This is a genomic window from Pseudomonas sp. LBUM1660, from assembly GCF_059695935.1.
On record NZ_CP166795.1, the window covers coordinates 3,879,902 to 3,904,071 of the forward strand.

General features: G+C 57.9%; 16 protein-coding genes and 1 pseudogene. 8 read left to right on the top strand and 9 right to left on the bottom strand.

Annotated elements, in window-relative coordinates; translation table 11 throughout:
* Positions 1 to 11: 11 nt before the first annotated feature.
* Positions 12 to 1,010, bottom strand: a complete 999-nt coding sequence (locus ACA068_RS18215) for an acyltransferase family protein (RefSeq protein WP_497303735.1) — start codon at positions 1,008 to 1,010, stop codon at positions 12 to 14.
* A 227-nt stretch (positions 1,011 to 1,237) separates the two neighbouring features.
* Positions 1,238 to 1,579 carry a hypothetical protein gene (locus tag ACA068_RS18220; RefSeq protein WP_497303736.1) on the bottom strand — a complete coding sequence of 114 codons (342 nt, stop codon included), beginning with the start codon at positions 1,577 to 1,579 and terminating at the stop codon, positions 1,238 to 1,240.
* A gap of 207 nt (positions 1,580 to 1,786) precedes the next feature.
* Here ACA068_RS18220 and ACA068_RS18225 point away from each other — a divergent pair, with 207 nt between their 5' ends.
* Both ACA068_RS18225 and ACA068_RS18230 read left to right on the top strand, forming a co-directional pair.
* Positions 1,787 to 2,071, top strand: coding sequence for a hypothetical protein (locus tag ACA068_RS18225; RefSeq protein WP_497303738.1), 285 nt, complete (start codon positions 1,787 to 1,789; stop codon positions 2,069 to 2,071).
* Positions 2,044 to 2,225: pseudogene (locus ACA068_RS18230) on the top strand (hypothetical protein); the annotation flags it as partial. The gene ACA068_RS18225 and the pseudogene ACA068_RS18230, both read left to right, overlap by 28 nt.
* A 147-nt stretch (positions 2,226 to 2,372) precedes the next feature.
* On the opposite strand, the gene ACA068_RS18235 reads toward ACA068_RS18230, so the two are convergent.
* On the bottom strand, positions 2,373 to 2,756 hold the full coding sequence (locus ACA068_RS18235) for a VOC family protein (protein ID WP_497294572.1): 384 nt from the start codon (positions 2,754 to 2,756) through the stop codon (positions 2,373 to 2,375).
* Between the two features lie 196 nt (positions 2,757 to 2,952).
* On the opposite strand from ACA068_RS18235, the gene ACA068_RS18240 reads away from it, so the two are divergent.
* Positions 2,953 to 3,435 carry an HIT family protein gene (locus ACA068_RS18240; RefSeq protein ID WP_497303740.1) on the top strand — a complete coding sequence of 161 codons (483 nt, stop codon included), beginning with the start codon at positions 2,953 to 2,955 and terminating at the stop codon, positions 3,433 to 3,435.
* Between the two features lie 173 nt (positions 3,436 to 3,608).
* On the top strand, positions 3,609 to 4,640 hold the full coding sequence (locus tag ACA068_RS18245; RefSeq protein WP_497303742.1) for an IS110 family RNA-guided transposase: 1,032 nt from the start codon (positions 3,609 to 3,611) through the stop codon (positions 4,638 to 4,640).
* Positions 4,641 to 4,904: 264 nt separating this feature from the next.
* Here the strand turns inward: ACA068_RS18245 and ACA068_RS18250 are convergent, their stop codons facing one another.
* Complete coding sequence (locus ACA068_RS18250) at positions 4,905 to 5,540, bottom strand: NAD(P)H-dependent oxidoreductase (protein WP_497303744.1); 636 nt, start codon at positions 5,538 to 5,540, stop codon at positions 4,905 to 4,907.
* Between the two features lie 93 nt (positions 5,541 to 5,633).
* Here ACA068_RS18250 and ACA068_RS18255 point away from each other — a divergent pair, with 93 nt between their 5' ends.
* Together ACA068_RS18255 and ACA068_RS18260 are read left to right on the top strand one after the other, a co-directional pair.
* Entirely contained in the window at positions 5,634 to 6,296 is a 663-nt protein-coding gene (locus ACA068_RS18255) for a TetR/AcrR family transcriptional regulator (protein ID WP_497303746.1), read from the top strand.
* Between the two features lie 207 nt (positions 6,297 to 6,503).
* On the top strand, positions 6,504 to 7,133 hold the full coding sequence (locus ACA068_RS18260; protein ID WP_057024601.1) for a DUF3885 domain-containing protein: 630 nt from the start codon (positions 6,504 to 6,506) through the stop codon (positions 7,131 to 7,133).
* Positions 7,134 to 7,653: 520 nt separating this feature from the next.
* On the opposite strand, the gene ACA068_RS18265 is transcribed toward ACA068_RS18260, so the two are convergent.
* The 3 genes from ACA068_RS18265 to ACA068_RS18275 all read right to left on the bottom strand — a co-directional run bounded on the left by ACA068_RS18265 (position 7,654) and on the right by ACA068_RS18275 (position 11,847).
* Positions 7,654 to 9,258 (bottom strand): long-chain-fatty-acid--CoA ligase, encoded by a 1,605-nt coding sequence (locus tag ACA068_RS18265; protein WP_497303748.1) that lies wholly within the window; start codon positions 9,256 to 9,258, stop codon positions 7,654 to 7,656.
* 21 nt (positions 9,259 to 9,279) lie between these two features.
* Positions 9,280 to 10,020, bottom strand: coding sequence for a TorF family putative porin (locus tag ACA068_RS18270; RefSeq protein WP_497303750.1), 741 nt, complete (start codon positions 10,018 to 10,020; stop codon positions 9,280 to 9,282).
* A gap of 87 nt (positions 10,021 to 10,107) precedes the next feature.
* Positions 10,108 to 11,847 carry an amidohydrolase gene (locus ACA068_RS18275; protein ID WP_497303752.1) on the bottom strand — a complete coding sequence of 580 codons (1,740 nt, stop codon included), beginning with the start codon at positions 11,845 to 11,847 and terminating at the stop codon, positions 10,108 to 10,110.
* A 107-nt stretch (positions 11,848 to 11,954) separates the two neighbouring features.
* Here ACA068_RS18275 and ACA068_RS18280 point away from each other — a divergent pair, with 107 nt between their 5' ends.
* Positions 11,955 to 12,866 carry a LysR family transcriptional regulator gene (locus ACA068_RS18280; RefSeq protein ID WP_497303754.1) on the top strand — a complete coding sequence of 304 codons (912 nt, stop codon included), beginning with the start codon at positions 11,955 to 11,957 and terminating at the stop codon, positions 12,864 to 12,866.
* 20 nt (positions 12,867 to 12,886) lie between these two features.
* On the opposite strand, the gene ACA068_RS18285 is transcribed toward ACA068_RS18280, so the two are convergent.
* Together ACA068_RS18285 and ACA068_RS18290 are read right to left on the bottom strand one after the other, a co-directional pair.
* A protein-coding gene (locus ACA068_RS18285; RefSeq protein WP_497303756.1) for an IS3 family transposase occupies positions 12,887 to 14,049 on the bottom strand; the annotation gives its coding sequence in 2 pieces (ribosomal slippage) (positions 12,887 to 13,794 and positions 13,794 to 14,049; 1,164 coding nt in all).
* Between the two features lie 365 nt (positions 14,050 to 14,414).
* A complete protein-coding gene (locus ACA068_RS18290; RefSeq protein WP_497303758.1) occupies positions 14,415 to 14,747 on the bottom strand; it encodes a hypothetical protein in 333 nt (110 codons plus the stop codon).
* A gap of 746 nt (positions 14,748 to 15,493) precedes the next feature.
* Here ACA068_RS18290 and ACA068_RS18295 point away from each other — a divergent pair.
* The gene (locus tag ACA068_RS18295) at positions 15,494 to 24,142 is read left to right on the top strand and encodes a GH36-type glycosyl hydrolase domain-containing protein (RefSeq protein ID WP_497303760.1); all 8,649 of its coding nucleotides are present in this window, start codon (positions 15,494 to 15,496) and stop codon (positions 24,140 to 24,142) included.
* The last annotated feature ends 28 nt before the right edge of the window (positions 24,143 to 24,170 follow it).

Here is a 24,170-nt window from a genome sequence, read left to right on the forward strand (position 1 = left end):
CCTCACCTGCACTAAGCCGCTGTTTCGCCGCCTTGCGGTTTAACCGCGCCATACCTCACGCCAGCCCGAAGCGCATGACGGAGTTTCAGGGCCGGCCGTTCGATGCAGTAGTACGAAACGCAACTCAACCCGAACGACAGGATCAGAACGGCTGCAACGATGTGCGCGTCGTAGGCAACGGGCCAGAAAGCACGCAGGAAGTACATCACCACAAAGTGATTCAAAAACACGCCATAGCTGATGTTCCCGAGGAACTCGTCAACCCGATGAAACCTGAGTTTCGTCAGCACGTACACGGCCGGGATGCCTAACGCTATGCCCGCTGTCACCTCCGCGTTAAACGGCCGGCGCTCAATCAGCCCCGCTTCGATTGCCGCAAACATCAAGGCAGCCACCACGGCAGTGCTGGCAGCGATCGCTAATCCCTTCGCCTGCGGTTTGTACAGGTAGCTGCCGCACAAGAACATGAACAAGACACCCGGCAACAGGCGATAGCCGTACACATCGGTGTTTATGAAACCAAAACACGCGACCATAAATACGGCGACTGACACGGCAAACGCAACGTCCCTCGCCTTGTAGATCATCAGGAAAGGAATCACCAGGTAGAAACACATCTCGAGCCCCAGTGACCAGGCCGGCGGCAAAATCAGCGACCCAGCAACCCCGAACATGTAGAAGCCGAGGGGCACCATAGTGAGGCTCGCCGCGATGTTCCCGAGCGTCAGCTCGGCGGCTTGAGGCGTGCCGGGCAGCAGGCAATAGATCACGGCGCAGGATGCCAGGAAGTAGAACAGGAACTGCGGGTAAAGCCGCAAAGCCCGGTCGAGGTAGAACAGACCGATTTTCTGCGGCGCCTTGTAATTGCGCTCGATGAGCGAGGTCATTACGAAGCCGCTGATGATCAGAAAGGAAATAACGGCAACCACGCCGGGGTTAAGCCCCGCGAACGTCTTGCCCATATGAGAAACGGCCACAAAAATAGCCAACAGCAAACGATAAGCGCCCATTTACACCCCAGACGTCTTTGTATTTATGGCGCGTAAACTACGATGCTTTTCGTCCAGAGGACAGGATTATTTCGTGCTGCAAAAACTTGCCTTCATCTGCGCGATATCGACCACGCGATCCGTGAGGAACCAAAAAAAAGCCCCGCAACCGAAATGCGGGGCGGGGCAGAAAATTGGTTGGTTGCGGCCAACCAAAGGAGCGCTTGAAAAACGTTTACGGGCCGGGGTCAGATGCAATCCTGGGCGGCGCGTTCAAAACTCGAAGGCAGGAAGTTCGAGGCCAGCAAATGCCGTTCGTAGATGAACACCTTGCCGCCACTGCCGACCTTGTAGGCTTCCAGCACGTTGTTCGCAGAGACTTTGCTCGGCACCACGATCCGGTAGCTGCGCTGGGTCTGCGAGACGGTCGGGTTCAACGCACTGCCCTGCAATTTCGGTACGACGCAGTCGGCGTACTGGGCGGGTGTCTTGCGGGTCTGCAAGGTCAGCGTCGGGTCGTTCGGCGCAGAGGCGCAACCGCCGAGCAACAAAGAGGTAAACGCCATGGCAAGCACAAATAAAGGGCGCATGGATGTCATCCTGAAAATAAAAAGTCCGGTTCATCACGCGACGGAACAGCATCACGGGCGGTGTTCGATGGGGGCGATTTTCCGGTTAATTGCGACAAAGCAGAACTTGTGTTTCTTGATTGTCACTATTGCCTCCAGCAATAGTTGCGCACCGTGCAGACTCGTACACACTCAATCACAACCGAAAAAGATTGATGAGGCCTCTCCTTGAGAACGTTTGACCTGATCCGCGACGCCGTCCTGCCCGATTTCCGTGACCGGGTGGCCGAGTACTTGATCGAGTACGAAACCGTACTGCTGTGCGAAAACCCGCTCGACCCGGAGCTGGTCCGTGCCACCGCCAACCAGCTGCGCGGTTATTTGCGCGGGTTGAACACCACGCGGGTGTTGGGCATGGCGGAGTGGGAGGAGCTGGATCGGCGGGTGGTCAATACGTGGCTTCAGTGCCTGACCAATGACAGCGGGTCCAGACACAGGCCTCGGTCGATGTGACGGTCCACCCGTTGGCGGATCATCTAGTGGGGAATCGCGCTACGCCCTGCCGGGCATTTCCAACAGCATCATGGTGGCGGAGATCACGACGAACCGAGTGCTGGACAAGATTGATCCACCCAAGCAGGTGCGGTCTGCCGTGGTGAATGGGTAACGGATGTCAGGCCGTACAGCGGTGCCTTTTTTGGGACCGCCGCGCGGCCCAGCGGGACGGTGCGGCGCTCCGACAAGTTCCCTCGCCACAGTTTCTTGCTCGACCGAAGATTGTCTCAAGCGAACAGCATCCGCCTCGTACCAGGTTTTAATCGGGACTGAAGCAATAGGCCGCCAGTTTGTTGCCGTCCAGATCACGGGCATAGGCCGCATAGGCGTTCGGTGCCCAGCCACGCGGTCCCGGCAGGCCTTCACAGGTACCGCCAGCGGCCAATGCGGCGGCATGAAACGCGTCGATGGCGGCACGGGTCGGTGCTTCGAAACTGATGGTCACCCCATTGCCGACGCTGGCAGGTGCGCCGTTCGCCGGTTTCAGAACGAAGAAAGACGGTGCGTTTTCGCCCCAGATAGAACCGTTGTCGCCGAGGTCGGCAATGCGCTTCTGGCCCAGTTCGCCCAGGACGTTGTCGTAGAAACTGCGGGCGTTGTTCAAATCATTGGTGCCGACTGTAACGTGAGTGAATACGCTCATTTTTTAGCTCTTCGTCAGGTGGAGAATGACGCGCAGTACGGCGTCGGGATTTGGCCAAGAATGTGCCCCGAACATTTGAAAGAACAGTGATGAATCGGCATTAATCCGATGTGAGCAGCGCATAGACACAGAGGTGGCCTTCACAACAGTCGATGCCTTGATACTCTGTGTGCCCCATGACCATGGACATCAGCACATGGAAGTAGCACCACACTTCATCATTCTTGAAACCACCCATTGGCTTCTCAATCATCACATGACGTCGGCGCTTCCCGGCTATCTGATGCTGGGGTCGAAGACCCACGTCAACTCGCTGGCTGAACTTCCCGACGGTGCACTGGCGGAGTTGGGTGGGCTGATGGCCAACATCCAGAAAACCCTTGAATGGCAGCTTAAGCCGAAATGGCTCTACATCAGCCGATTCGGTCACGACCCTGGCTATCCCATCCACTTTCACTTCATTCCGGTGTACCCCTGGGTCGAGGCGCTTTTCTGGAAAGATGCCCGGTACAGGCTTTTGCAGACATTCGCCAGCGACGAAAACGCCCAGTCACTGACTGACGGAGCGGAACTCACGCTGTTCATCTGGCGTGAATTTGGGGAGAGTCCAGAGCCGCCGGAAGTTCAAGGGCCGTCAATCAACCAGGTTATTGATGATCTACGCATAGCATTCAGATAGGGGGAGCGGGTTTGTTCGTTCCGGGTCGATGTCTTTCGTGAACGGTAGTTATTGGTCGGTCACGAAGGGCTACCATCGGCCAGAAGCAATGGGATGGACTCCTCCTCACCTCGGCATCTTGAGTGCCAGACTGAAAGTGCAAACCACAGTCAATAGTGAGAAGGAGTCCACACATGAAGCTTATGCGCATTGGGGTCGACTTGGCCAAGAACGTGTTTCAGATTCACGGCGTGGATCGTCATGAACAGCCCGTCTGGCGGCAGCGTTTACCGCGCGATCGCTGGCTGCAAACGGTGCTGGAAAAGATCGAACCCGGCTGTGAGATCGGCATGGAAAGTTGTGGCGGTGCGCACCATTGGGCGCGGCAGCTACAGGCACGCGGATTGCGGGTGCGGCTGATCGCGCCTCAATTCGTCAAGCCGTACGTCAAGAGCAACAAGAACGACGCCAACGATGCCGAGGCAATCTGTGAGGCAATGAGCCGCCCCAGCTTGCGCCTCGTCGCCGTCAAGACCATCGAACAACAGGATATCCAGGCGACGCATCGCATCCTGGCCGGCTTAATCGAACAGCGGACGGCCAAAGCCAATCAGATTCGTGGGTTGATCGCCGAGTACGGCCTTGTTGCACCGAAGGAATTACTGATGCTGCGTCGCGCAATACCGTGCTGGCTAGAAGATGCAGATGACGGTTTGACGGCACGCTTTCGTCGTCTGCTAAATGGCTTGTGGGATGACCTCCGCGCACTGGATGAGCGCGTGAGCGAGCTCGATGGCGAGATATCTGTGATCGCGGCAAGCGAGCCAACGGCCGTCCGTTTGCAACAGCTGCGTGGCGTCGGCCCGATGATCGCCACCGCGCTCGTTGCTGCCATCGGTGATGCCAGTCAGTTTGCCAACGGTCGACAGTTGGCCGCCTCGCTAGGGCTAACGCCAAGGCAACACAGCTCTGGCGGCAAGGATCGACTGCTTGGCATCAGTAAACGTGGCGATGCTTATCTGCGAACGCTGATGATCCACGGTGCGCGGTTGGCACTGCGCACAGCCAAGTCCAAAGACGATCGACTCAGCCAGTGGGCTGTCCGATTAGCCGAGCGCTCACATTCCAATGTGGCCGCTATCGCACTGGCCAACAAAACTGCACGCATGGCTTGGGCGATGCTGCGCAACGGCACTGATTACCAACCGGATCGGGCAGCGGCCTGACCTATTCACCCTGGGAGAAGCCCCCCACACCACGATTGCGAAGCAACCCGAGCAATGGCAAACCGGTCGAACCGGCGTCGGCAAAACCCTCAAGTGTCCAGGTGCGCAAAGCACGTAGAAGCGATTGGGAGCCGACGCGCGAATAGCCCATCATGGCCCTGCATCGAAACGATGCCGCAGTCAGAGGCCGAATATACGTGTGCAGTCGGCACGGGCGCCAAAGCGAAGGGGGCTTGCAAAGAGGAGGAGTCCATATACGGACATTCAGGCCATGGAAAATAGATTTGTCCCGTTATTACAGCATCGCTTAGATACAGTGAAAAGTTCGCGACCGAGAGCTCGTGCAGTGTCCATATGACCAGTCGGACCCTGCGTTTCCGATTCGAGCAGGAGTTCGGACGTCACGACGCATACGCCGCAATAATCGAAGATCCCATGGTCAATCTGCGTCTTCATGGCGTCGGCATAGCCGTGCCACTCATAGGTTCTCCCGTCGGCGCCGCCGACACCGACAAGATGAACCCGCAGGTGACGAAGCTTCTTCACCAGCTTGGCATCCGAACTGAAATCGAACGCCCAGCCATTGGCGAACACGCGATCGATCCATCCCTTGAGAAGCGCTGGCATCGACCACCAGTAGACGGGATAGACCAGCACAAGAGCATCGGCGCGATCGATCCGCGCCTGCTCGGCGACAACATCGGCGGGGGGCGGTGCCTCCCTGTGATGGACAGCGAGATCAGCCGCAGTGAACCTCGGATCGAACGCTTCCGCCGAGAGGTCCGCGATTTCGAAGGAGTTGCCGGGATCGGCCAGGGATAAGCCTTCGGCGACTTGCGCAGCGAGGCTATGGGTGAGGGACTGGGGATCGTGATGAGCGACAACGATGAGTGCGTGCATGTCGAAAACTCCTGCTACTGATTGAGGGCGAAAGGGCAAACCTTATATACTCCTGGTAAGTTACGCCTAGTAAGTTACTTTTGGTATATAGCCATGTCAAGCATCGAGACAAGAGAGCAGAATTCCAGTCCGCAGCCGCGTCGGCGCATGTCAAGGGAAGAGAGGCAACGCCAGTTGCTGGACGTCGCCTGGCGGCTAGTCCGGGAGGAAGGCACGGAAGCCTTGACGCTTGGACGGCTCGCCGAGCAAGCGGGCGTGACAAAACCCGTGGTTTACGACCATTTCAGCACGCGGCCCGGGTTGCTGGCGGCGCTCTATCAGGAGTTCGATGCTCGCCAGACCGCACTCATGGACGCCGCGCTTCAGACAAGCGAATCCACCTTGCTGGACACGGCGACGGTCATCGCATCGTCTTACGTCGACTGCGTGCTTCTCCAGGGCAACGAGATACCCGGCGTGATCGCGGCGTTGGCCAGTTCACCGGAGCTGGAAAAGATCAAGCGCGAATACGAAGCGATCTTCATGAACAAGTGCCGGATGGCCCTCTCCCCATTCACCAGAGAGGGTGCTATCTCGCCCGCGAGTCTTCGGGCGATGCTCGGTGCAGCCGAGGCCCTGTCCCATGCTGCCGCAACCGGAGAAATCACACCCGAGCAGGCGCAGGACGAACTCTTCGAAACGATCATCGCAATGGTCGACAGAAGCGCGCGCGGTGGCACGCAAAGTGCCGACGAGGGTGGCGAGCTGAGCGCCTAGTGAATCGGAACGCCAAACAGCAGCTAGCTCACGAATCTATCCGACGTTGCACCGAACGTCCGAAAAGGGTCGGTTGCGGCCCTTCACGACAGGCAGCAATCGGCCAACAGCGGACGCTCGCGGCTTAGCTCAGATCTTACGTATACAGTAATATCCGTCTGCACCGCCCAAGCTATGGAGTCGGGCTATTAGCCATGAAGGGATCAAGTGAATCTACAACTTGAAATTGAGAGGATCTTCGGGGGTAAAGCATTTGCCAGGCCGCTTTTCTATTCCTATCCAGGAGGTCTGCGTTTTGAGCTCTCTGAAACTGGCGGAGTGATTGAGCAATTTCTAACAGCACTACGAAAATCAACAAAGATCTGCAGCGATATCTTCCTTGATGACGCGACGCTTGTTGCTTGTCTGCGCATTCATTCTGGCAGCAACCGATTTGCTCATCGGCCCCTGATTCACGCTCTTCGATCTGCCGGCATTAACATACCCACGGAATTCTCAGTCTGGAGTGAGGAGATAGATCCGGAGGAATGGTTTTGCGAAAGGGAGCCGGAGTATTGGATCAACATCGCATTTGAAGCGCCTGCGACTCTGCTTCAAGCATTTCTTTGGTGTGCTTTGGCTAGGGACTTTGCCGCAATTCAGCCTAAACCCAACTGCGTTTTATACCTCTTCAATTTGAAGAAGCACGTCATGGTTTTTCCCTACGACGATAGAGGTATGGATGTGGTCGGCCCCAACAAAGATCTGCTTTCACAGCTGTATCGTCTGCATCATACATACCTGCTGGATTACGACCGACACACGATGGACACCACATTTGCAGGGCCTGCGCGCTAGCCTCATTGCTTACATTGGAGCTGAAACCGTGCCCACAGCCCACATGGCCACCGTCTCCTTTGGGTCGTTTTCTGCCCTTCGCGATGGGCAGAAATCGGCCAGAAGCAGTCACTCACGAACCTTGTCAGATGGTACGCCGAAGGTGCATTTCACAGATCCCCGATAAACCAAAAGCAGTCTGTCGACAATAACAATTCTGCCTGATTATTTGCGGATACCAGGTTCAGGGCGTGCCCCGAAGTAACTGATGCCTTCCAGGGATGCTGTCGTTGTTGCACGTCAAATACCAAAATTTTTCACGACCTAAAGCACTTTTCCCACTGCAATTGCAGCCAAGCGAAAAAGCCATAGGAGAGCCTTCGCTAGCTATGGCTGCGTGTCGCCTGATGATCGGCACCGTATCCAGGGTGCAGACAATGCCAAGTCGAACCAGTCTTCTGAATCAGCACTTCGTCAGTGTTACTGCCGATGCGATTTATCGCGGTTCAAGTAGCCAATTGCTGCATTGCGCACCGGCGTTCTAGGCAATTTGACGAGCGCGGTTCTCCCAGAACGGCTTGCGCAGTTCGGTTTTCAACACTTTCCCGACACTGGACAATGGCAACGATTCCCGGAACTCGACACTACGCGGAACCTTGTAACCGGCGATACATTCACGGCAGTGGGCGATAACCTCCTGCTCGGAGATGCGTGCTCCAGGTTTGCAAACGATCATTGCGTGAACCGTCTCGCCCCACTTGTCGCTGGGGATGCCTATTACTGCAACTTGGGTAACGGCCGGAAGTCTGACGATGGCGTTTTCGACCTCGGCGGTATAGATGTTCTCCCCGCCGCTCACAATCATGTCCTTCAGCCGGTCGCAGATATAGACGAAGCCATCTTCGTCCATGTAGCCGCCATCGCCAGTGTGCATCCAGCCGTTTCGCAGCGCTTCGGCAGTGGCTTGCACGTTGTTCCAGTAACCGAGCATGACATTCGGCCCGCGTGCGACGATCTCCCCCACGGTGCCACGCGGCACCTCCCGATCTTCGGCATCAACGATACGGATTTCAACGCAGTTGACCGGCACCCCCGCCGAGTACATCTTGCCGCTGCGCTGATGCTCCTCGCAGTGATACTCGGCATTGAGGATGCATGCGAAGGGAGACAGTTCGGTCATGCCGTAGCCCTGGATGAAGTCGGCTGCCGAAAAGGACTGGCGGGCTTGGTCGAGCAGCGCCGGGGAGATTGCCGAAGCGCCATAAGTGATTTTCCTTAGCGCGCTCAGATCAAGTTTGGCCGCAGCGGGATTGACTTCGCGCCAATCGAGGAGCATCTGCAGCATGGTCGGCGCCAGCATGGTATTGCTGATCCTTTCCAGGCCGATGCATTCAAGTACCTCCTGCGGTTTGAAGGTCGATAACACCACATGCGTACCGCCGCTAATAAACAGTGAGACCATTGCCGACAGATCGGCTATATGGAACATCGGCATGGCATGCAAGAAGATAGTCTGAGGTCTGATCCCGGTCTGGTTGAAAGTGGCCAGGGCTGATAAAACGAGATTGTTATGACTGAGCATTACCCCTTTGGGGAAGCCTGTGGTTCCACCGGTATAAAAGACGCCCAGCAGAGAATCGCCACCACGAAGGGCATCTTCGACCGGCTCATACTGGGTGATCAGCATTTCGTAGTTGAGCATGCCCGGCGGTGTTTCGCCGTCGCCGGCATAAATCATCAGGCGCAGGGTTTTCGCAGCAGCGCTGATTTTTCCTGCCAGATCCAGGAAACTATCGTCGACGATCAGTACACAGGTTTCAGAATCGTCCAATGAATAGACGATCTCCGCAGCGCTCCAACGGATGTTCACCGGGTTGAGCACTGCATCTGCCCAAGGGACCGCCAGATAGTATTCGATGTAACGCTGCGAATTTAGCGAAAGCATCGCCACCCGCTCGCCGCGGGTCACGCCCAGGCCTTTTAGTGCGCCGGCCAGACGGGCGACTCGTTCGCCCAACTGGGCAAAGCTCAGACTACGACCTTGGTAACGAATAGCTGGTGTTTGGGGACGCTGTTGCATATGGCGATGCAACCCTTGGGTCAAGTACATCGAAATCTCCTGCCTTGTTTTTTTAAAGAGTTGCAAATTTCTTAACTGAAGGTTTGATCAGAACGTCTTGCTGGCACTGACCACTACAGTCGCCGAGCACACATCGGTGTAACCGTAGTAACTCGCGCACTCGCTCTTGGAAAGGTCCGTGTCGACGTAACTCACCCCCCAGTCGACGCCAAAAGCGCTGCGAGTCAGCTTGGCTTCCCATTCGTGATAATCACCCCGAGCCTTGCCACTGTTTGACAAAAACACATCATCCTTGAAGTCGAAACGACCGTAGCGCACCTCCAGACCGACCTGATCGACAATTTCATGGCTGTACCCCAAGTAGGTGTAGAGCGTGTCCTGGTCCTTCCCTACGTAGCTCTTCAAATCGTTGGAGTAATAACTGCCGAACTTGAAGCCATAGGCTTTGAGAATGGCGTAGACCTCACTCATGTTGAACTGTGCTTCCTTGGCATAGGTGTACTTGAGATACCCCACATCAAGGCTGACATCGTCATTGAATGGAATGAAAAAGCCTGCGTAGTAATCTTGTTCAAGCCGCGTTTTCAGGTTCATTCCAAAGTCGACGTTTGAGGTCCAGACACCCGCGTAAGCACCGCTACTGTGTATCAAGGTGGCTTCCAACTGCGCAGCGGGGTCGCCAAGTGTCATGGATAATCCGCGGCTGCGGTAATCGCTGACCACCTGCGGCTTGAGCTCCAGTTGCAGGTCGTCAGTCAGCGGCACAGCCCAGGCAGCAAAAGGCATAAGCGTGCAGCAGACAACGGTCGTAAGGGCAAGGCGATGCATAGGTCGAATCCTGTTTATTATTATTGGCAGGCAAGACTTCGTTCTTCCCGTGCCCCGAAGGGCACAGGTCAGGCATACGTTGGGCGGTTACGGGTGGCTGTAGACTTCGCGCCCGGAAAAGTAGGTCTTGAGCACTTGCGTGTCAGCCAATTGCTCATCGGGCACGCTGAACACATCGCGGTCGAGGATGATCAGGTCAGCCTGTTTGCCCGCGGTGAGAGAGCCAATCTCTTTCTCCAGGCCAATCGCCCGAGCGGCGTTGCGGGTGTAGGCGTAGAACATCGTTTCCCGATCAATGTCCTCTTCTTTATTAAGAATGCCTTTTGGGCCTTTGCGGCTGATCGCCTGGCCGATGGCTTTCCACGGATTCGGCGTGCTGACCGGCCAGTCGCTCGCACCGGCAATGGTCGCACCGTTTTTCAGCAATGAGCGCGCCGGGTACATGAACTGGAACTGCATGGCGCTGATGTAGGGTTTGAGCAAATCGATGCTCGTCTCATCCGCTGAGGCCCAGTACAGCTGCATGGAAGCAATGACATTCAAGGGCTTGAAACGGGCGAACTCCTTGGGATTGACCATCTGCAAATGGGTGATCGAATGCGTCACGCCACTCTGCCTGTCACGCCGTGCCTGCTCGATCCCATTGAGCGCTTCGCGTACCGCCCGGTCGCCGATCGCATGGACATGCACCAGCCAGCCACGGGCATCCGCGGCGCTGACCAGCTCACCGAAATGAGCCGAATCGATCAACAACTCCCCGCCTTTCTTTGAATTCTTGTAGGGGGTGAGCAACGATGCGGTTTGTGCAGGAAACTCAGCAACGCCATCGGCAAAGATCTTGATGCCCGGCAGGCTGAGATTTTCGACGCCAAGGAACTGCTTCCTGACCTGATCCAGAACGTCCAGATCCGCAGGCGCGCTTTTCGGATTGGCAACCATCAGCGCGGCTACCCGCAATTGAAGCTCACCTTTTTCCGATAACGCTTTGTAGATAGGCAAAACCCCCAACGTCTGTGCTGTGGGCTTGAAGTCGAACAACCCATCGGCTGGCATGGCATTGGCCGCGGGGTCCATCAGCGCGGTGATCCCAAGGCTGTGGTTCAGATCACGCGCGGCACGTCCGGCTGACATCAACTGATCAAAGGTCGGTGACGGCAGTTGAGACATCACTGCCGCCAAACCCGCATCTGCCACGAAGCCATTGGGGGTGCCGTCCTCATGATGGCCGATGGTCGCCACGGCTTCGCCTTTCAGCGACTTGACCCGTTCGGCATCGATACCGGCGCGCTTGAGCATCGCCTTGTTGGCCCAGCCGGTGTGATAATCCCAGCCGATAAACGCAATAGGGGTTTCAGCCCATTCACCGTGATTGAAGTGTTTCTCAAATTGAGCGACTTCACTCCAGTAGGTGGAGGGGAAACCATTGATACTGAGCATATCGCCGTGTTTTGCCTTGCCATTATCTCGCCAGGCGCGCAAGCGCTGTTCCAGTTCGTCGAAGGGCAGCATTTGTCCTTCAAGGTCGGCTGCCTTGAGTTTCATGCCGCCAAAAATGGCATGGCTGTGGCTGTCTATGAAGCCTGGCATGACGACCTTACCCTTCAAATCCACCACTTGGGTCATGGCATCTTTGAGCGAAAGAATCTCGACATCACTCCCGACCTTGAGGATACGGCCATCGGCGACCGCGACCGCTTGTTGCAGCGGCTGACCCGGCTCGGCCGTGAACACCTTGGCGTTGTAAAAGAGCAAGTCGACAGCCGCCATGCTTTCCATTGATGCAAAAGCGACAGCAATTGCCAGTGTCGTCCCAAGAAACTTCTTCATCGCCTGAACACCTTTTTTTATTAGAGTGCTCGGGAGACTATCCAAAGGAGGCGATGTTAAGAATACCTACCTCCCGAACAACATACTTTCCAGAAAGGTAAAAGCGAATGGACCAGCTCGGCGCTATCACTATGTTCGTGGCCACGGCAGATCAAGGCAGTTTTACGCGCGCGGCCTCCTACCTGGGCAAAACCACGTCGGCTCTGACCCGGGCGGTAACCCACCTTGAGACGGAATTGGGCACACGTCTTTTTGAGCGCTCTACCCGCCGAATTGCCCTAACCGAGGCCGGACAGATCTATTTGGCAAGCGCTCGACAGGTTCTGATTCAGCTACAGCAAGCTCGGGAAGATCTTGCCCAACTCCAGCAGGAGATGTGTGGCACCTTGCGCGTGGCGGCGCCACCGTCCTACGCTCCAGCGTTTCTGAATGCGGTGTGCTGTCGCTTTCTTGATAGATACCCACAGATGCGTCTGGAGGTAATTCTCACCGAAGAGTTCGTGGACCTGCTTGAGGGCAGCTACGATCTTGCTGTGCGTGACGGACCTGTGGGGCCGGATCTGATTGCCCGACCACTGACCGTCAACCGTATCCGACTTTGCGCTAGCCCACGCTATCTAGAGCGCAAGCCTCTAGAAGTCCTACCGCAAACGTTCGATCAACATGACTGGTTGATCTATCGACACCCTGCACTGAACCCGCATTACTGGTGGTTGACCCATGAAGGCGAGCGCCGGCGAATATTGCAGCCTGTGCCACGCCTATCTAGCGATAACTATGATCTTCTGTTTAATGCGCTGCTGGATGGGCAGGGATTGCAATTTTGTCCACAGTGGAGTGCAGCTCCCTATCTGCGGCGTGGCGAACTTGTGCAACTGCTCCCCGATACAGACCCGGACCCGGAGCAATTCGGTTCTACAGTCCATGTGATCTATCCGGCACACAGACGCCACACACGCAAACTCCTGGCTTTTGTTGAATGTCTTGGTAACTACCTAGAAGAAGAGGCGCTGCATTAAAGGGGCAGCGCGTGTAGTGGTCAACTAATCCCGGACACGACGTTAAGTTTTTCTTCGGCCCGAGCTGGCGCCAGCCCACCATTGAATTGATGGGGTCGAACCCAGTTGTACCGATGCATCAAGAAATGGCTGATATCGCGCTGGGCTTCTTGAGCCGTTCGGTAACCCGTGGTCGGTATCCATTCCGTTTTCAAGCTGCGGAACACGCGCTCCATTGGCGCGTTGTCCCAGCAATTCCCCCGGCGACTCATGCTCTGGCGCATGCGATAACGCCACAGCCGCTGGCGAAATAAACGACTCGCATACTGCGACCCTTGATCCGAGTGAAACAGCAGGCCCTGAGGTCTTCCGCGCTGCTCGTAAGCCATATCCAGCGCCTTGATAACCAGATCGGCGTCCGGCTTTTCCGACAACGCCCAGCCCACCACCCGGCGCGTGCAAAGATCCAGCACGACAGCCAGGTAATGCCATTTCCCCTGGGCCCAGATGTAGGTGATGTCGCCGCACCACACCTGGTTGGGTGCCGGAACATCGAACTCCCGATTCAAGATGTTCGGGATATCCAACCGTTCAACCGTCGCTCGTTTATAGGCATGTGATCCGGGCTGTTTACTGACGAGGTCAAGCTCACGCATCAGGCTGCGCACTTTGAATCGACCGAGCTGCTCACCGTCGTCACGCATCAGCGACAGGATGCTGCGGCTGCCCGCAGCACTGCGACTTTGCGAGAACAGCTCGCTCACCCGGCTGCGCAACCGAAGTCGTTCGACATCAGGCGTTCGGCGCCTAAGGTGCTGGGCGTAGTAGCACGAACGGGTGACTTCAAACACCTTGCACAGCCAATCAATCGGCTCATGGACGCTCAGCTGATTGATCAGCGCGTACGCTCGTGATCTTCCGACATCAAGAGCGCGGTAGCCTTTTTTAATATCGATTTCTCCCGCTCAAGGCGGGCGATCCGGGCTTCCAGCTCCTGGATTTTCTGCTGTTCCGGGGTCAGCGCTTTGCTCTGCGGAGTGACGCCTTGGCGCTCCTGCTGAACCTGATCAACCCAGCGGCGCAGGGCCGACTCGCCGACGCCGAGTGAACGGCTGGCTTCGATGTAGCTGTAGTTTTGTTTGAGCACGAGGTCGGCAGCCTCGCGTTTGAATTCAGCAGAAAAGGAACGGCGTTGTTTGGTCATTTGACACCTCGATCTGGCGAGCATTCTCGCCTAAATGGGTGTCCGGTTTCATTAGACCACTACAGCGGCACTGTACAAACGTGCTTATGGAGAAGGATTTTTATGCCGGACATCAGTGGATAGCCCCCCCTAAATGACCGGCTGTTATGGGTCGATTTCTGCCTGTCGCCACCCTCAGCTTTGGGGCTTGGGGCTGGCGACCAGTTAAACATTGAGAGTCAGGATGGAGTGATGGTATTAAAGCCAATCTGGGATCGACTACTCCCCCTTATGGTTGAGACTTCAATCGACACGAACCTATTGGGTGACCCGCGGTAACCGAATGCGGTTCAATGCCAGGCAAGCGAGCTAACTGAGAGTACCCACTACATCGAGTTGACCGAGACCACTTCCACGAACTTGAATTTTTTTCTGGCCGTCTTAGTAGCTTCTTGTTCTGCAACTAGGGAACTCAGCGTATCGGCCTCATGTACCATCTCGTGCATCTCGCCTTCAAATTCATTTCCCACACGGAGCGTAACTCTCAACCTAGGTGTGAAGCCTTTTGAGACTGTCTTTTTCTTCGCTGCCTTCACCGGTTGCACAATCACAACATCCGGGACTGTGTCCTGCACGTCTGAGTTAATTGCCGGAGCAGAGGGCTCAGAATCACCGAATAGCGCCCGGCGCATCTCATCTTCCATCAATTTTGTATTCATACCATTTCTCAGAAGAGAGTTATCTATAACCTGATCGATTCTATCAGGATGGCCGGACTCTGTAGTAAAGCGTCGCTGGGGTCAGACCTGAAGTGGTAGAGGGCCCGCAGATACCGGCGAGCGTCAGCGTCAGTCCATCTGCTGCCTATCATGGCGGGCAGCTGTCGGGGGAAACATGCCGTCTTTTGGTCGCAATCTCCCATCGGATCCTGACACACATTTAAATGATACTAGCGTCAACATTCCCACTGTCGTAGCGTCCAGTTCAAATAAATGCTTGGGTGATCCAATTCTAAAGCTGTCGATAGATGCCATGTTTTTGCCATAGGCGAGCGTCACCGCCATCGAAGAACAGTTGTCCGGCGGGCGGTTGAGTGCGGATGCAGGAGGTAGTTCATCTCTATCGAACACCGTTACGGATGAATTACTCGTCTGCGCTGATAGCCGTATCAGGCCGGCAAAGCCAAAAATGCGCCCTGCGGTTGACTAGCCTCCAATGCGGGGCCGACAAAACGCGGAGAGAGTGGATAAATCACGCCCCGCGTCCGAGCGATGCCGCCTGGAATGTGGACCGCATCCAAGGAGCGCTGGCTATGTTCGCCAGCGAACAGACGAACAGCCCTCCAAGTCTCCACACTCAAGTTGAGAAGTTACGTCCACCAAGCGCTGCTCGGTACTGGCGCAATGCGTTGGCGCACCTATAAAAATGCACGCAATTGTATGATGCGTTTCAGGCTCAGGACCTTATGAACAGCATATGGACACGCCTACAGAAGGTATTTTCTCGTTCGTCCGATTTTTGGCGAACCCGTCTGTTTCCTCCACCTCGATTCAAATACGAGCCCATATTGCGCTCGGAGCTTTTCAGCGCCGATCAGATGGCCAGTCACGGCATCGCCTTGGCCGGGCAGCATCGCCTGACCACGCTGTCCGCACGAGACTCGATGCTGCTCAGGCTCGATGACAACGAGGAGTTGCTCAAACGCAGCAGCACGGCGCTGGCCAACGCGCAAATTTCCAGTCGGCGAGTGACGCCGGCAGCGGAATGGCTGCTGGACAATTACTATCTGATCGATGAAAACATTCGCACCGCCAGAACGCACCTGCCCAAAGGCTATAGCCGTGAGTTGCCACGCCTGATCAACGGCCCGTCGGCGGGGCTGCCTCGCGTCTATGACATCGCGCTGGAGACCATCTCCCACGGCGACGGTCGAGTCGATGAGGAAAGCCTGAGCCGCTTCATTTTTTCCTATCAGACCGTGATGCCACTTGCGCTGGGCGAACTGTGGGCGATACCGATCATGCTGCGTCTGGCGTTGATCGAAAACCTGCGGCGAGTGGCCTCGAGGGTCATGACCAACGCCAACGAGCGCAACCTGGCCGATGACTGGGCCGAACGCCTGATCGAAACCTCGGAACGAGACATCAAAAGCGTGGTGCTGACCGTTGCCGACATGGCCCGCTCCGCACCGCCGATGAGCGCCGCCTTTGTCGCCGAATTCACCCGCCGCCTGCAGGGCCAAAGCGCGGCACTGGCCCTGGCGCTGAACTGGATCGAGCAGATGCTGAGTGAGACAGGCTCCAGCATCGAACGCCAGGTGCAACTCGATGCGCAACAACAGGCAGCGGATCAGGTGTCGATTGGCAACAGCATCGGCAGCTTGCGCCTCCTGTCCGCTACGGACTGGCGCGAGTTCGTCGAGTCGATGAGTCATGTCGAGCAGATTCTCAATGAGGATCCGGCAGAAATTTACCGGGCGATGGATTTCAGCACCCGCGACAGCTATCGGCATGTCATAGAACGCCTTGCCCGCAGAAGCCCCCAGCACTCGGAAATCCAGGTCGCCCGCGCCGCGATCAATCTCGCCGCAGCAGGAGCCGCTTCAGTCCCCTGCGAACTGCTGGCCCGCCATGTCGGGTATTACCTGATCAGCGCAGGGCTGCCGACGCTGGAGCGACGACTCAATGCCAGGGTGCCGCTTCATGAGCGCTGGAAACGGTTGTTGCAGCAGTCACCGCTGATGTTTTATCTGGCGCCGGTGGCTGTTCTGACGCTCATCTTCGCCTGGCCTTTACTATCCTCCGCGCAGCGCGACGGGATGCCCGATGTGGCGCTTCTGCTGATGGCGATTCCTTGCCTGATCATGACCAGCCGACTAGCGATCAGCCTGATCAATTGGTTGGTGACGTTCAGTCTGTTGCCGACGACGCTGCCGAAAATGGATTTTGCCAACGGTATTCCCGATGGCGCGCGAAGCCTGGTGGTGATTCCGACGCTGATCGCCAGCCTGGCCGATGTGGACGAACTGGCGGAAGGTCTTGAAGTGCGGTTTCTCGCCAACCGCGACAGCAACCTGTATTTCGCGTTGCTCAGCGATTTTCTGGATGCGCCTGAAGAGTCTCAACCGCAAGACGCCGAGCTGCTCACACAGGCCTCCCATGCAATCACCCTGCTCAACCGAAAATACGCGGACGGACTCAGCGACCGATTCTTTCTGCTGCATCGGCCGCGTCGCTGGAACGCGAGCGAACGCGTGTGGATGGGCCACGAGCGCAAACGCGGCAAGCTGATTGAACTCAACGCCCTTTTGCGTGGCCGTGGAGAGGAACGCTTCAACGCCATCGTCGGCGACATCACGCCATTGCGCGGGGTGCGTTACGTGATCACGCTGGACACCGACACCCTGCTGCCGCGCGATGTCGCTCGCCAATGCGTGGCGGCCATGATGCACCCGTTGAATCGTCCGTTGTTCGACAGTGACGGCGAGCAGATCATTTCCGGCTACGCGGTGTTGCAGCCGCGAGTGGGCATCAGCCTGACCAGCGCCACACGCTCGATCTACGCCCGGCTGTTTGGCAGTGATGCCGGCGTCGATCCCTACACCCGGACGGTATCGGACGTTTACCAGGACCTGTTCCACCAAGGTTCCTTCATCGGCAAGGGCATCTACGACGTGGACGCGTTCACCTGCGCCCTGGAAGGTTGCTTGCCGGATAACCAGATCCTCAGCCACGACCTGATCGAAGGGTGTTATGCACGATCCGGCCTGCTCAGCGACGTGCAAGTCTACGAGCAATACCCCTCGCGCTACGGTGCCGATGTCAAACGACGGCATCGCTGGGTTCGCGGCGACTGGCAACTGCTGCCGTGGACATTGCCCTGGGCGCGTAACGCCGACGGCAAGTGGGTACGCAACAGGCTGAGCGTCATGGCACGCTGGAAGATTCTGGACAATCTGCGACGCAGCTTGGAACCGCTGGCGCTATTGCTGATGTTCGCATGGGGCTGGTTTGCCAGCAGTCAGCCAATGAACTGGACCCTGACAGTCATCGGGTTGATGGTGATTCAACCGTTGCTGCGAGCGGTGACCGATCTGATGCAGCCCCCCGCAAATGTGCCCTATGGACAATACCTCAGGGCGCAGCTGGATGATCTGGCACAAGACCTCGCCCGGGCTGGTCTGACGCTCGCCTGGCTGCCCTTCGAGATGTTCTACAGCGCCGACGCCATCCTGCGCTCGCTCTGGCGAATCGGCTTCAGCAGACGCCGGCTTTTGCAATGGCAGCCCTCGCGCGAGGTGGAGCGCACCACCGAAAACCGACTGTCCGGCCTTTATCGCCAGATGTGGATCGCGCCGGTGTCGGCCCTGATCTCACTGGCCCTGCTGGTGAAGGATCCGCAGACGCTGGCCATCGCCAGTCCGCTGCTGCTGTCGTGGTTAGTGGGCCCCTGGATCGCTTGGTGGCTCAGTTCGGCACCCAAGCAGTCGGTGTTCGCACCGTCGACGGACGACTTGCGCTTCTTGCGGTTGTTGGCGCGCAAAACCTGGGCGTTCTTCGATCAATACGTCGGGCCTCAGGATCACTGGCTGCCACCGGACAACGTGCAGGAAGAACCCAGGCCTGCCATTGCCCATCGCACCTCGCCGACCAATATGGGCATGTCACTGCTCGCCCACCTGGCCGCTCACGATTTCGGTTACTTGAGCACCGAACGGCTGCTGTCCCGGCTTGCGGCGTCGCTGGACAGCATGGACGGGCTGGAGCGTTATCGGCAGCACTTCTATAACTGGTACGACACACAGACCCTCCAGCCGCTGCGTCCGCATTACGTCTCCACCGTCGACAGCGGTAACCTGGCGGGCCTGCTGCTGACCTTGAGCACCGGCATTGCGCAGCTTGCAGACGCCCCGATGTTCGGCCCTGCCGTGATCAAGGGCCTGCGCGATACCCTGGATATCCTTGCAGATTCCCAACGCGCCTCGGGGTCGGATGAATTCGCCCTGCAACTGAGAAAAGGCCTTGAACCGGTCTCGCAAGCTGCGACCCCTGAAGCGCTGGCAGACCTGCTGCACACGGTTCGCATCATGGTCACGGACAAGCAAGCGGACACCGACGAGGAAAGCCTCTACTGGCGAGAAGCGTTTACCCGTCAATGCATCGACTGGACAGAAGAACTGCAGCGCTATCGCCTCCCTGCCCCCTCGGTCACGATTGAATCGCCTCGTACCTTGCGTCAACTGGCCGACCTGAACCCCGCCGACTGGGCCGCAGAGCATCACCCTGAAATCGAGCGGGTCCGCAGTGACGCCGCGCAGCGCCTTGAAACCCTGAAGCGTCTGGTGTTGTTGGCGACGTCGCTAGCGCAGATGGATTTCTCGTTGCTTTACGACAACCAGCGTGACCTGTTTGTCATCGGTTACAACGCCGAGGAGCGCAGGCTCGACACCGGTTACTACGACCTGCTGGCGTCCGAGGTGCGGCTGACCAATTACGTGGCCATCGCTCAGGGACAAATCCCTCAACGCGCCTGGTTCACCCTGGGAAGGTTGCTGAGTGAAAACGCGGGCGTACCAACGTTGCTGTCCTGGTCGGGTTCGATGTTCGAATACCTGATGCCGATGCTGGTGATGCCCAACTTCGAGGGCAGCCTGCTGGACCAGACTTGCCGCGCCGCCGTGTTGGTGCAGATCGAACAGGGCAACAGGCTGGGCATTCCGTGGGGCGTGTCGGAGTCGGGTTACTCCACCGTCGACGCGCACTTCAATTATCAATACCGCGCCTTCGGCGTTCAGGCCCTGGGGCTCCAGCGCGGGCTGAGCAATGACGTCGTGATAGCGCCCTACGCGAGCGCCCTGGCGTTGATGGTCGATGCCGATGCGGCCTGCAAAAACCTGCAACGCCTCGCCCTGCAAGGCTCCGCTGGACGTTTCGGTCTGTATGAAGCCGTGGATTACACCGAGGCCCGCTTACCCCGCGGCCAACACTTCGTTGTGGTCCGGTCGTTCATGGCTCACCACCAGGGCATGAGCTTGCTGGCATTGACCAGCCGACTGCTCGATCAACCCATGCAACAGCGATTCGAGGCCGACCCGGCGCTGCGATCAGCCCTGCTGCTGCTCCAGGAGCGGGTGCCGAAATCCGCCGCGCCGTACCTGCAAACCGCACAGTCGCCGGTACTCGGCGATGTTGGCCAAGGCCAGGATACGGGGCTTCGGGTGTTCTCCGATCCAGGACGCAAGCGTCCGGCCGTGCAGTTGCTCTCCAACGGTAGCTACCACGTCATGCTGACCAGCGGCGGCGGTGGTTACAGCCGGCGTAATGAAATGGCGATCACCCGTTGGCAGGAAGACACCTCACAGGACAATTGGGGGATGTTCTGCTACCTGCGCGATGTCCAGAGCAACACGGTCTGGTCGGCTGCGCATCAGCCGACGATGCATCAACCCGAGAGCCACGAGGCGATCTTCTGCGATTCCCGTGCAGAGTTCCGTGCGCGCAACCTGGATTTCGACACGCACCTGGAGATTGTTGTCTCGCCTGAAGACGACATCGAACTGCGCCGCCTGCATGTCACCAACCGAGCGTCTTCGGCCAAGACACTGGAGATCACCACCTACGCCGAAGTCGTGCTGACAACCCCGATCAACGACGCGATGCACCCGGCGTTCAGCAAGCTGTTCGTGCAGTCCGAATTACTGCCAGCGCTTCAGGCCATTATCTGTAGCCGCCGCCCCCGGGCCAGCGATGAACCGACGCCGTGGATGTGCCATTTGCTGGCGGCACACGGGGTGGACATCGATGCGATCTCGTACGAAACCGATCGCGCCCGGTTCATCGGCCGAGGACGCAGCCTTGTGTCACCTGCCGCCCTTGATGCCGATTGCCAGCGCTTGTCAGGCAGTGCAGGCCCAGTGCTCGATCCGGTGATCGCGATTCGCTGCAGGATTACCCTGCAACCCGGTCAACAGGCCACCATCGACCTGGTCACCGGTGTCGCCGACAGCCGTGATGACTGCCTTTACCTCATCAACAAATACCGCGACCGCCACCTCGCCGACCGCGTGTTCGACCTGTCCTGGACCCATAGCCAGGTGCTTTTGCGTCAGCTCAACGCCTCGTTGTCCGATGCCCGTCTGTTCGAGCAGATGGCCTCGTCGTTGCTTTATGCGAACGCCTCGATGCGCGCCAACCATGCGCTGCTGATTGCCAATCGCCGCAATCAGCCGGGGCTTTGGGGGCAGGCCATCTCCGGCGACCTGCCCATCGTGTTACTGCAAATCCAGAGCCTGGACAACATTGCCCTCGTGCAGCAATTGATTCAGGCCCACGCCTACTGGCGACAAAAAGGGTTGGTGGTCGATTTGCTGATCTGGAACGAGGATCAGGCGGGCTATCGCCAGCAACTGCAGGACGCAATCCTGGGCCTTATCACCTCAGGCAGTGAAGCCACTCTGCTGGATCGCCCGGGCGGAATTTTTGTGCGCCCCGCGCAGCAGATGTCGAATGAGGATCGCGTGCTGTTCCTCTCGGTTGCCAGGCTGGTGCTGAACGAAGATCTGGGCGGCCTGGCCGAACAGATTCATCGGCGCAAAGTATCACCGGTGCACGCGCCGTTTGTGGCGACCCGGCATTTTCAGGCTCGGCCGGCATCGGTACGACCGAACCGTCCCGTCCTGCTGTTGAGCAACGAATATGGCGGCTTCAGCGCCGATGGCGGTGAGTACATCATCACCGGGCTCGCGCCCGATCCGACACCCGCGCCCTGGGTCAACGTAATCGCCAATGCACATCTCGGCACGGTGGTCTCGGAAGCCGGCAGTGCTTATACCTGGGCCGAAAACGCCCACGAATTTCGCCTGACGCCCTGGCACAACGATCCGGTCATTGATCGCAGCGGCGAAGCCATTTACCTGCGTGATGAAGAGACCGGACACTTCTGGTCTGCAGCGCCTCAACCCTGCCCCGGACAAGGCCCGTACCAGACCCGTCACGGTTTCGGTTACAGCGTGTTCGAACATGAAGAAGACGGCATTTACAGCGAACTATGGATCTACGTGGCGCTGGATGCGCCGATCAAATTCTCGCGGCTAGTGTTGAGCAACCGCTCGGGACGCCGCCGGTCATTGTCGGTCACAGGGTATGTGGAATGGGTGCTGGGCGATCTGCGCAGCAAATCGGCGATGCATGTGGTCACCCAATCGGATCCCGCCAGCGGGGCCTTCTTCGCCCGCAACGCCTACTCGGTGGAGTTTTCCGAGCGGGTGGCGTTCTTCGACACCGACACGATCGATCACGGTGTCAGCGGTGACCGTACTGAATTCATTGGCCGCAGTGGCACCCTCGCCTCACCGGCAGCGATGCAGCACGCCGGTCTGTCCGGGCGCATGGGCGGCGGTCTGGACCCTTGTGCCGCCCTGCAAGTGTCGATCGAACTCGGCGAGGGCGATACCCGGGAAGTCATCCTGCGTCTGGGGGCGGCGTCTTCCAGTAACGCCGCCACCCAGCTGGTGCAGCGTTATCGAGGCAGCCTGGTGGCCGCCGAGGAATTGCATAAAGTACGGGAACACTGGCGCTCATTGCTCGGGGCGATTCGTATTGAAACGGGCGTGCCTGCGGTCGACGTCATGGTCAACGGCTGGTTGATGTATCAGGTCATCGCGTGCCGTTTCCAGGCCCGAAGCGGCTACTACCAGTCAGGTGGCGCCATCGGTTTTCGCGATCAGTTGCAGGACAGCATGGCGATGATCCATGCCGATCCGGCAGCCGTGCGCGCGCACCTGTTGCTGTGCGCCGGCCATCAGTATGCGGAAGGCGACGTGCAACACTGGTGGCACCCGCCGATGAATCGAGGGGTCCGCACCGCCTGCTCCGACGATTTTTTGTGGCTGGTGGCCGCCACCAACCGCTATGTCGAAATGACCGCCGATGTGGGTGTACTGGAAGAGCCCGTCGGGTACCTGGAAGGACGCTTACTGGCGGCTGGAGAAGAGTCCTACTATGACCTCCCCGGTGAATCGCCCCTGCGAGAGTCCCTCTATCAACACTGCGTGCGCGCCATCGAACACAGCCTGCGCCGCGGTCATCACGGGTTGCCGCTGATGGGCTCCGGGGACTGGAACGACGGCATGAATCGCGTCGGCCACCTGGGTGCAGGTGAAAGTGTCTGGCTGGGCTTCTTCAGCTATCAGGTGCTGGAGCAATTTGCGGTGACCGCTCGCCAGCACGGTGATCACGCATTTGCCAAACGCTGCAGCGACAGCGCGGTGACACTGCAACGCAACCTCGATCAAACGGCCTGGGACGGCGCCTGGTATCGCCGCGCCTGGTTCGACGACGGACAAATGCTCGGCTCGGCGAGCAATGAAGAATGTCGTATCGATTCCATTGCTCAAAGCTGGTCAGTGTTGTCGGGGGCCGGCTCTGCCGTCCGCCAGATCAAGGCCATGCAGGCATTGGATGAGCATCTGATCAAACGTGACATCCGCGCCGTGCTGCTGCTGGATCCACCGTTTGACAAGGGCACCCTGGACCCCGGCTATATCAAGGGCTACGTGCCTGGCGTGCGCGAGAACGGAGGTCAGTACACGCATGCTGCCGTTTGGGCGGGTATGGCGTTTGCGCAGTTGGGTGAAGCCAGCAAAGCATGGGAACTGCTGAATCTGATCAATCCCGCCGCGCCTTCCAACAACGCTCAAATCGACACCTATAAAGTTGAGCCCTATGTCATGGCCGCGGATGTCTACGGCGCCGCGCCCCATGCCGGCCGAGGGGGCTGGACTTGGTACACCGGTTCTGCGGGCTGGATGTACCGGCTGATTGTCGAGTCGTTGTTGGGCGTACAACGCAGTGGCCGCACGCTCAGGATCGAACCACTGATACCCGTCGACTGGCCGGGCTTTGTCTTGCACTACCGCTTCGGCAAAACCCTCTACCACTTTGATGTGCGTCAGGGCAGTTCGACCTTCACCTCGATGACCCTCGACGGCCAGCCATTGAATGACGCTGCGCTGCCACTGGATGACGGCGGACTGGAGCATTGGGTCCGGGTAGATTGTCGCGCGCGGTCACCTAGGCCCCAAGCGCTGGAATTCGAGCATGCCGCCGATGAATAGACATTGATCACCAGCCATGGCATGCATG

Excerpts from the sequence above, each read along its gene's own strand:
- ACA068_RS18295 (WP_497303760.1), top strand. The coding sequence starts at position 15,494 with ATGAACAGCATATGGACACGCCTACAGAAGGTATTTTCTCGTTCGTCC.
- ACA068_RS18245 (WP_497303742.1), top strand. The coding sequence starts at position 3,609 with ATGAAGCTTATGCGCATTGGGGTCGACTTGGCCAAGAACGTGTTTCAG.
- ACA068_RS18290 (WP_497303758.1), bottom strand. The coding sequence starts at position 14,747 with ATGAATACAAAATTGATGGAAGATGAGATGCGCCGGGCGCTATTCGGT.
- ACA068_RS18280 (WP_497303754.1), top strand. The coding sequence starts at position 11,955 with ATGGACCAGCTCGGCGCTATCACTATGTTCGTGGCCACGGCAGATCAA.
- ACA068_RS18220 (WP_497303736.1), bottom strand. The coding sequence starts at position 1,579 with ATGCGCCCTTTATTTGTGCTTGCCATGGCGTTTACCTCTTTGTTGCTC.
- ACA068_RS18250 (WP_497303744.1), bottom strand. The coding sequence starts at position 5,540 with ATGCACGCACTCATCGTTGTCGCTCATCACGATCCCCAGTCCCTCACC.
- ACA068_RS18270 (WP_497303750.1), bottom strand. The coding sequence starts at position 10,020 with ATGCATCGCCTTGCCCTTACGACCGTTGTCTGCTGCACGCTTATGCCT.
- ACA068_RS18215 (WP_497303735.1), bottom strand. The coding sequence starts at position 1,010 with ATGGGCGCTTATCGTTTGCTGTTGGCTATTTTTGTGGCCGTTTCTCAT.
- ACA068_RS18235 (WP_497294572.1), bottom strand. The coding sequence starts at position 2,756 with ATGAGCGTATTCACTCACGTTACAGTCGGCACCAATGATTTGAACAAC.
- ACA068_RS18255 (WP_497303746.1), top strand. The coding sequence starts at position 5,634 with ATGTCAAGCATCGAGACAAGAGAGCAGAATTCCAGTCCGCAGCCGCGT.
- ACA068_RS18275 (WP_497303752.1), bottom strand. The coding sequence starts at position 11,847 with ATGAAGAAGTTTCTTGGGACGACACTGGCAATTGCTGTCGCTTTTGCA.
- ACA068_RS18240 (WP_497303740.1), top strand. The coding sequence starts at position 2,953 with ATGGAAGTAGCACCACACTTCATCATTCTTGAAACCACCCATTGGCTT.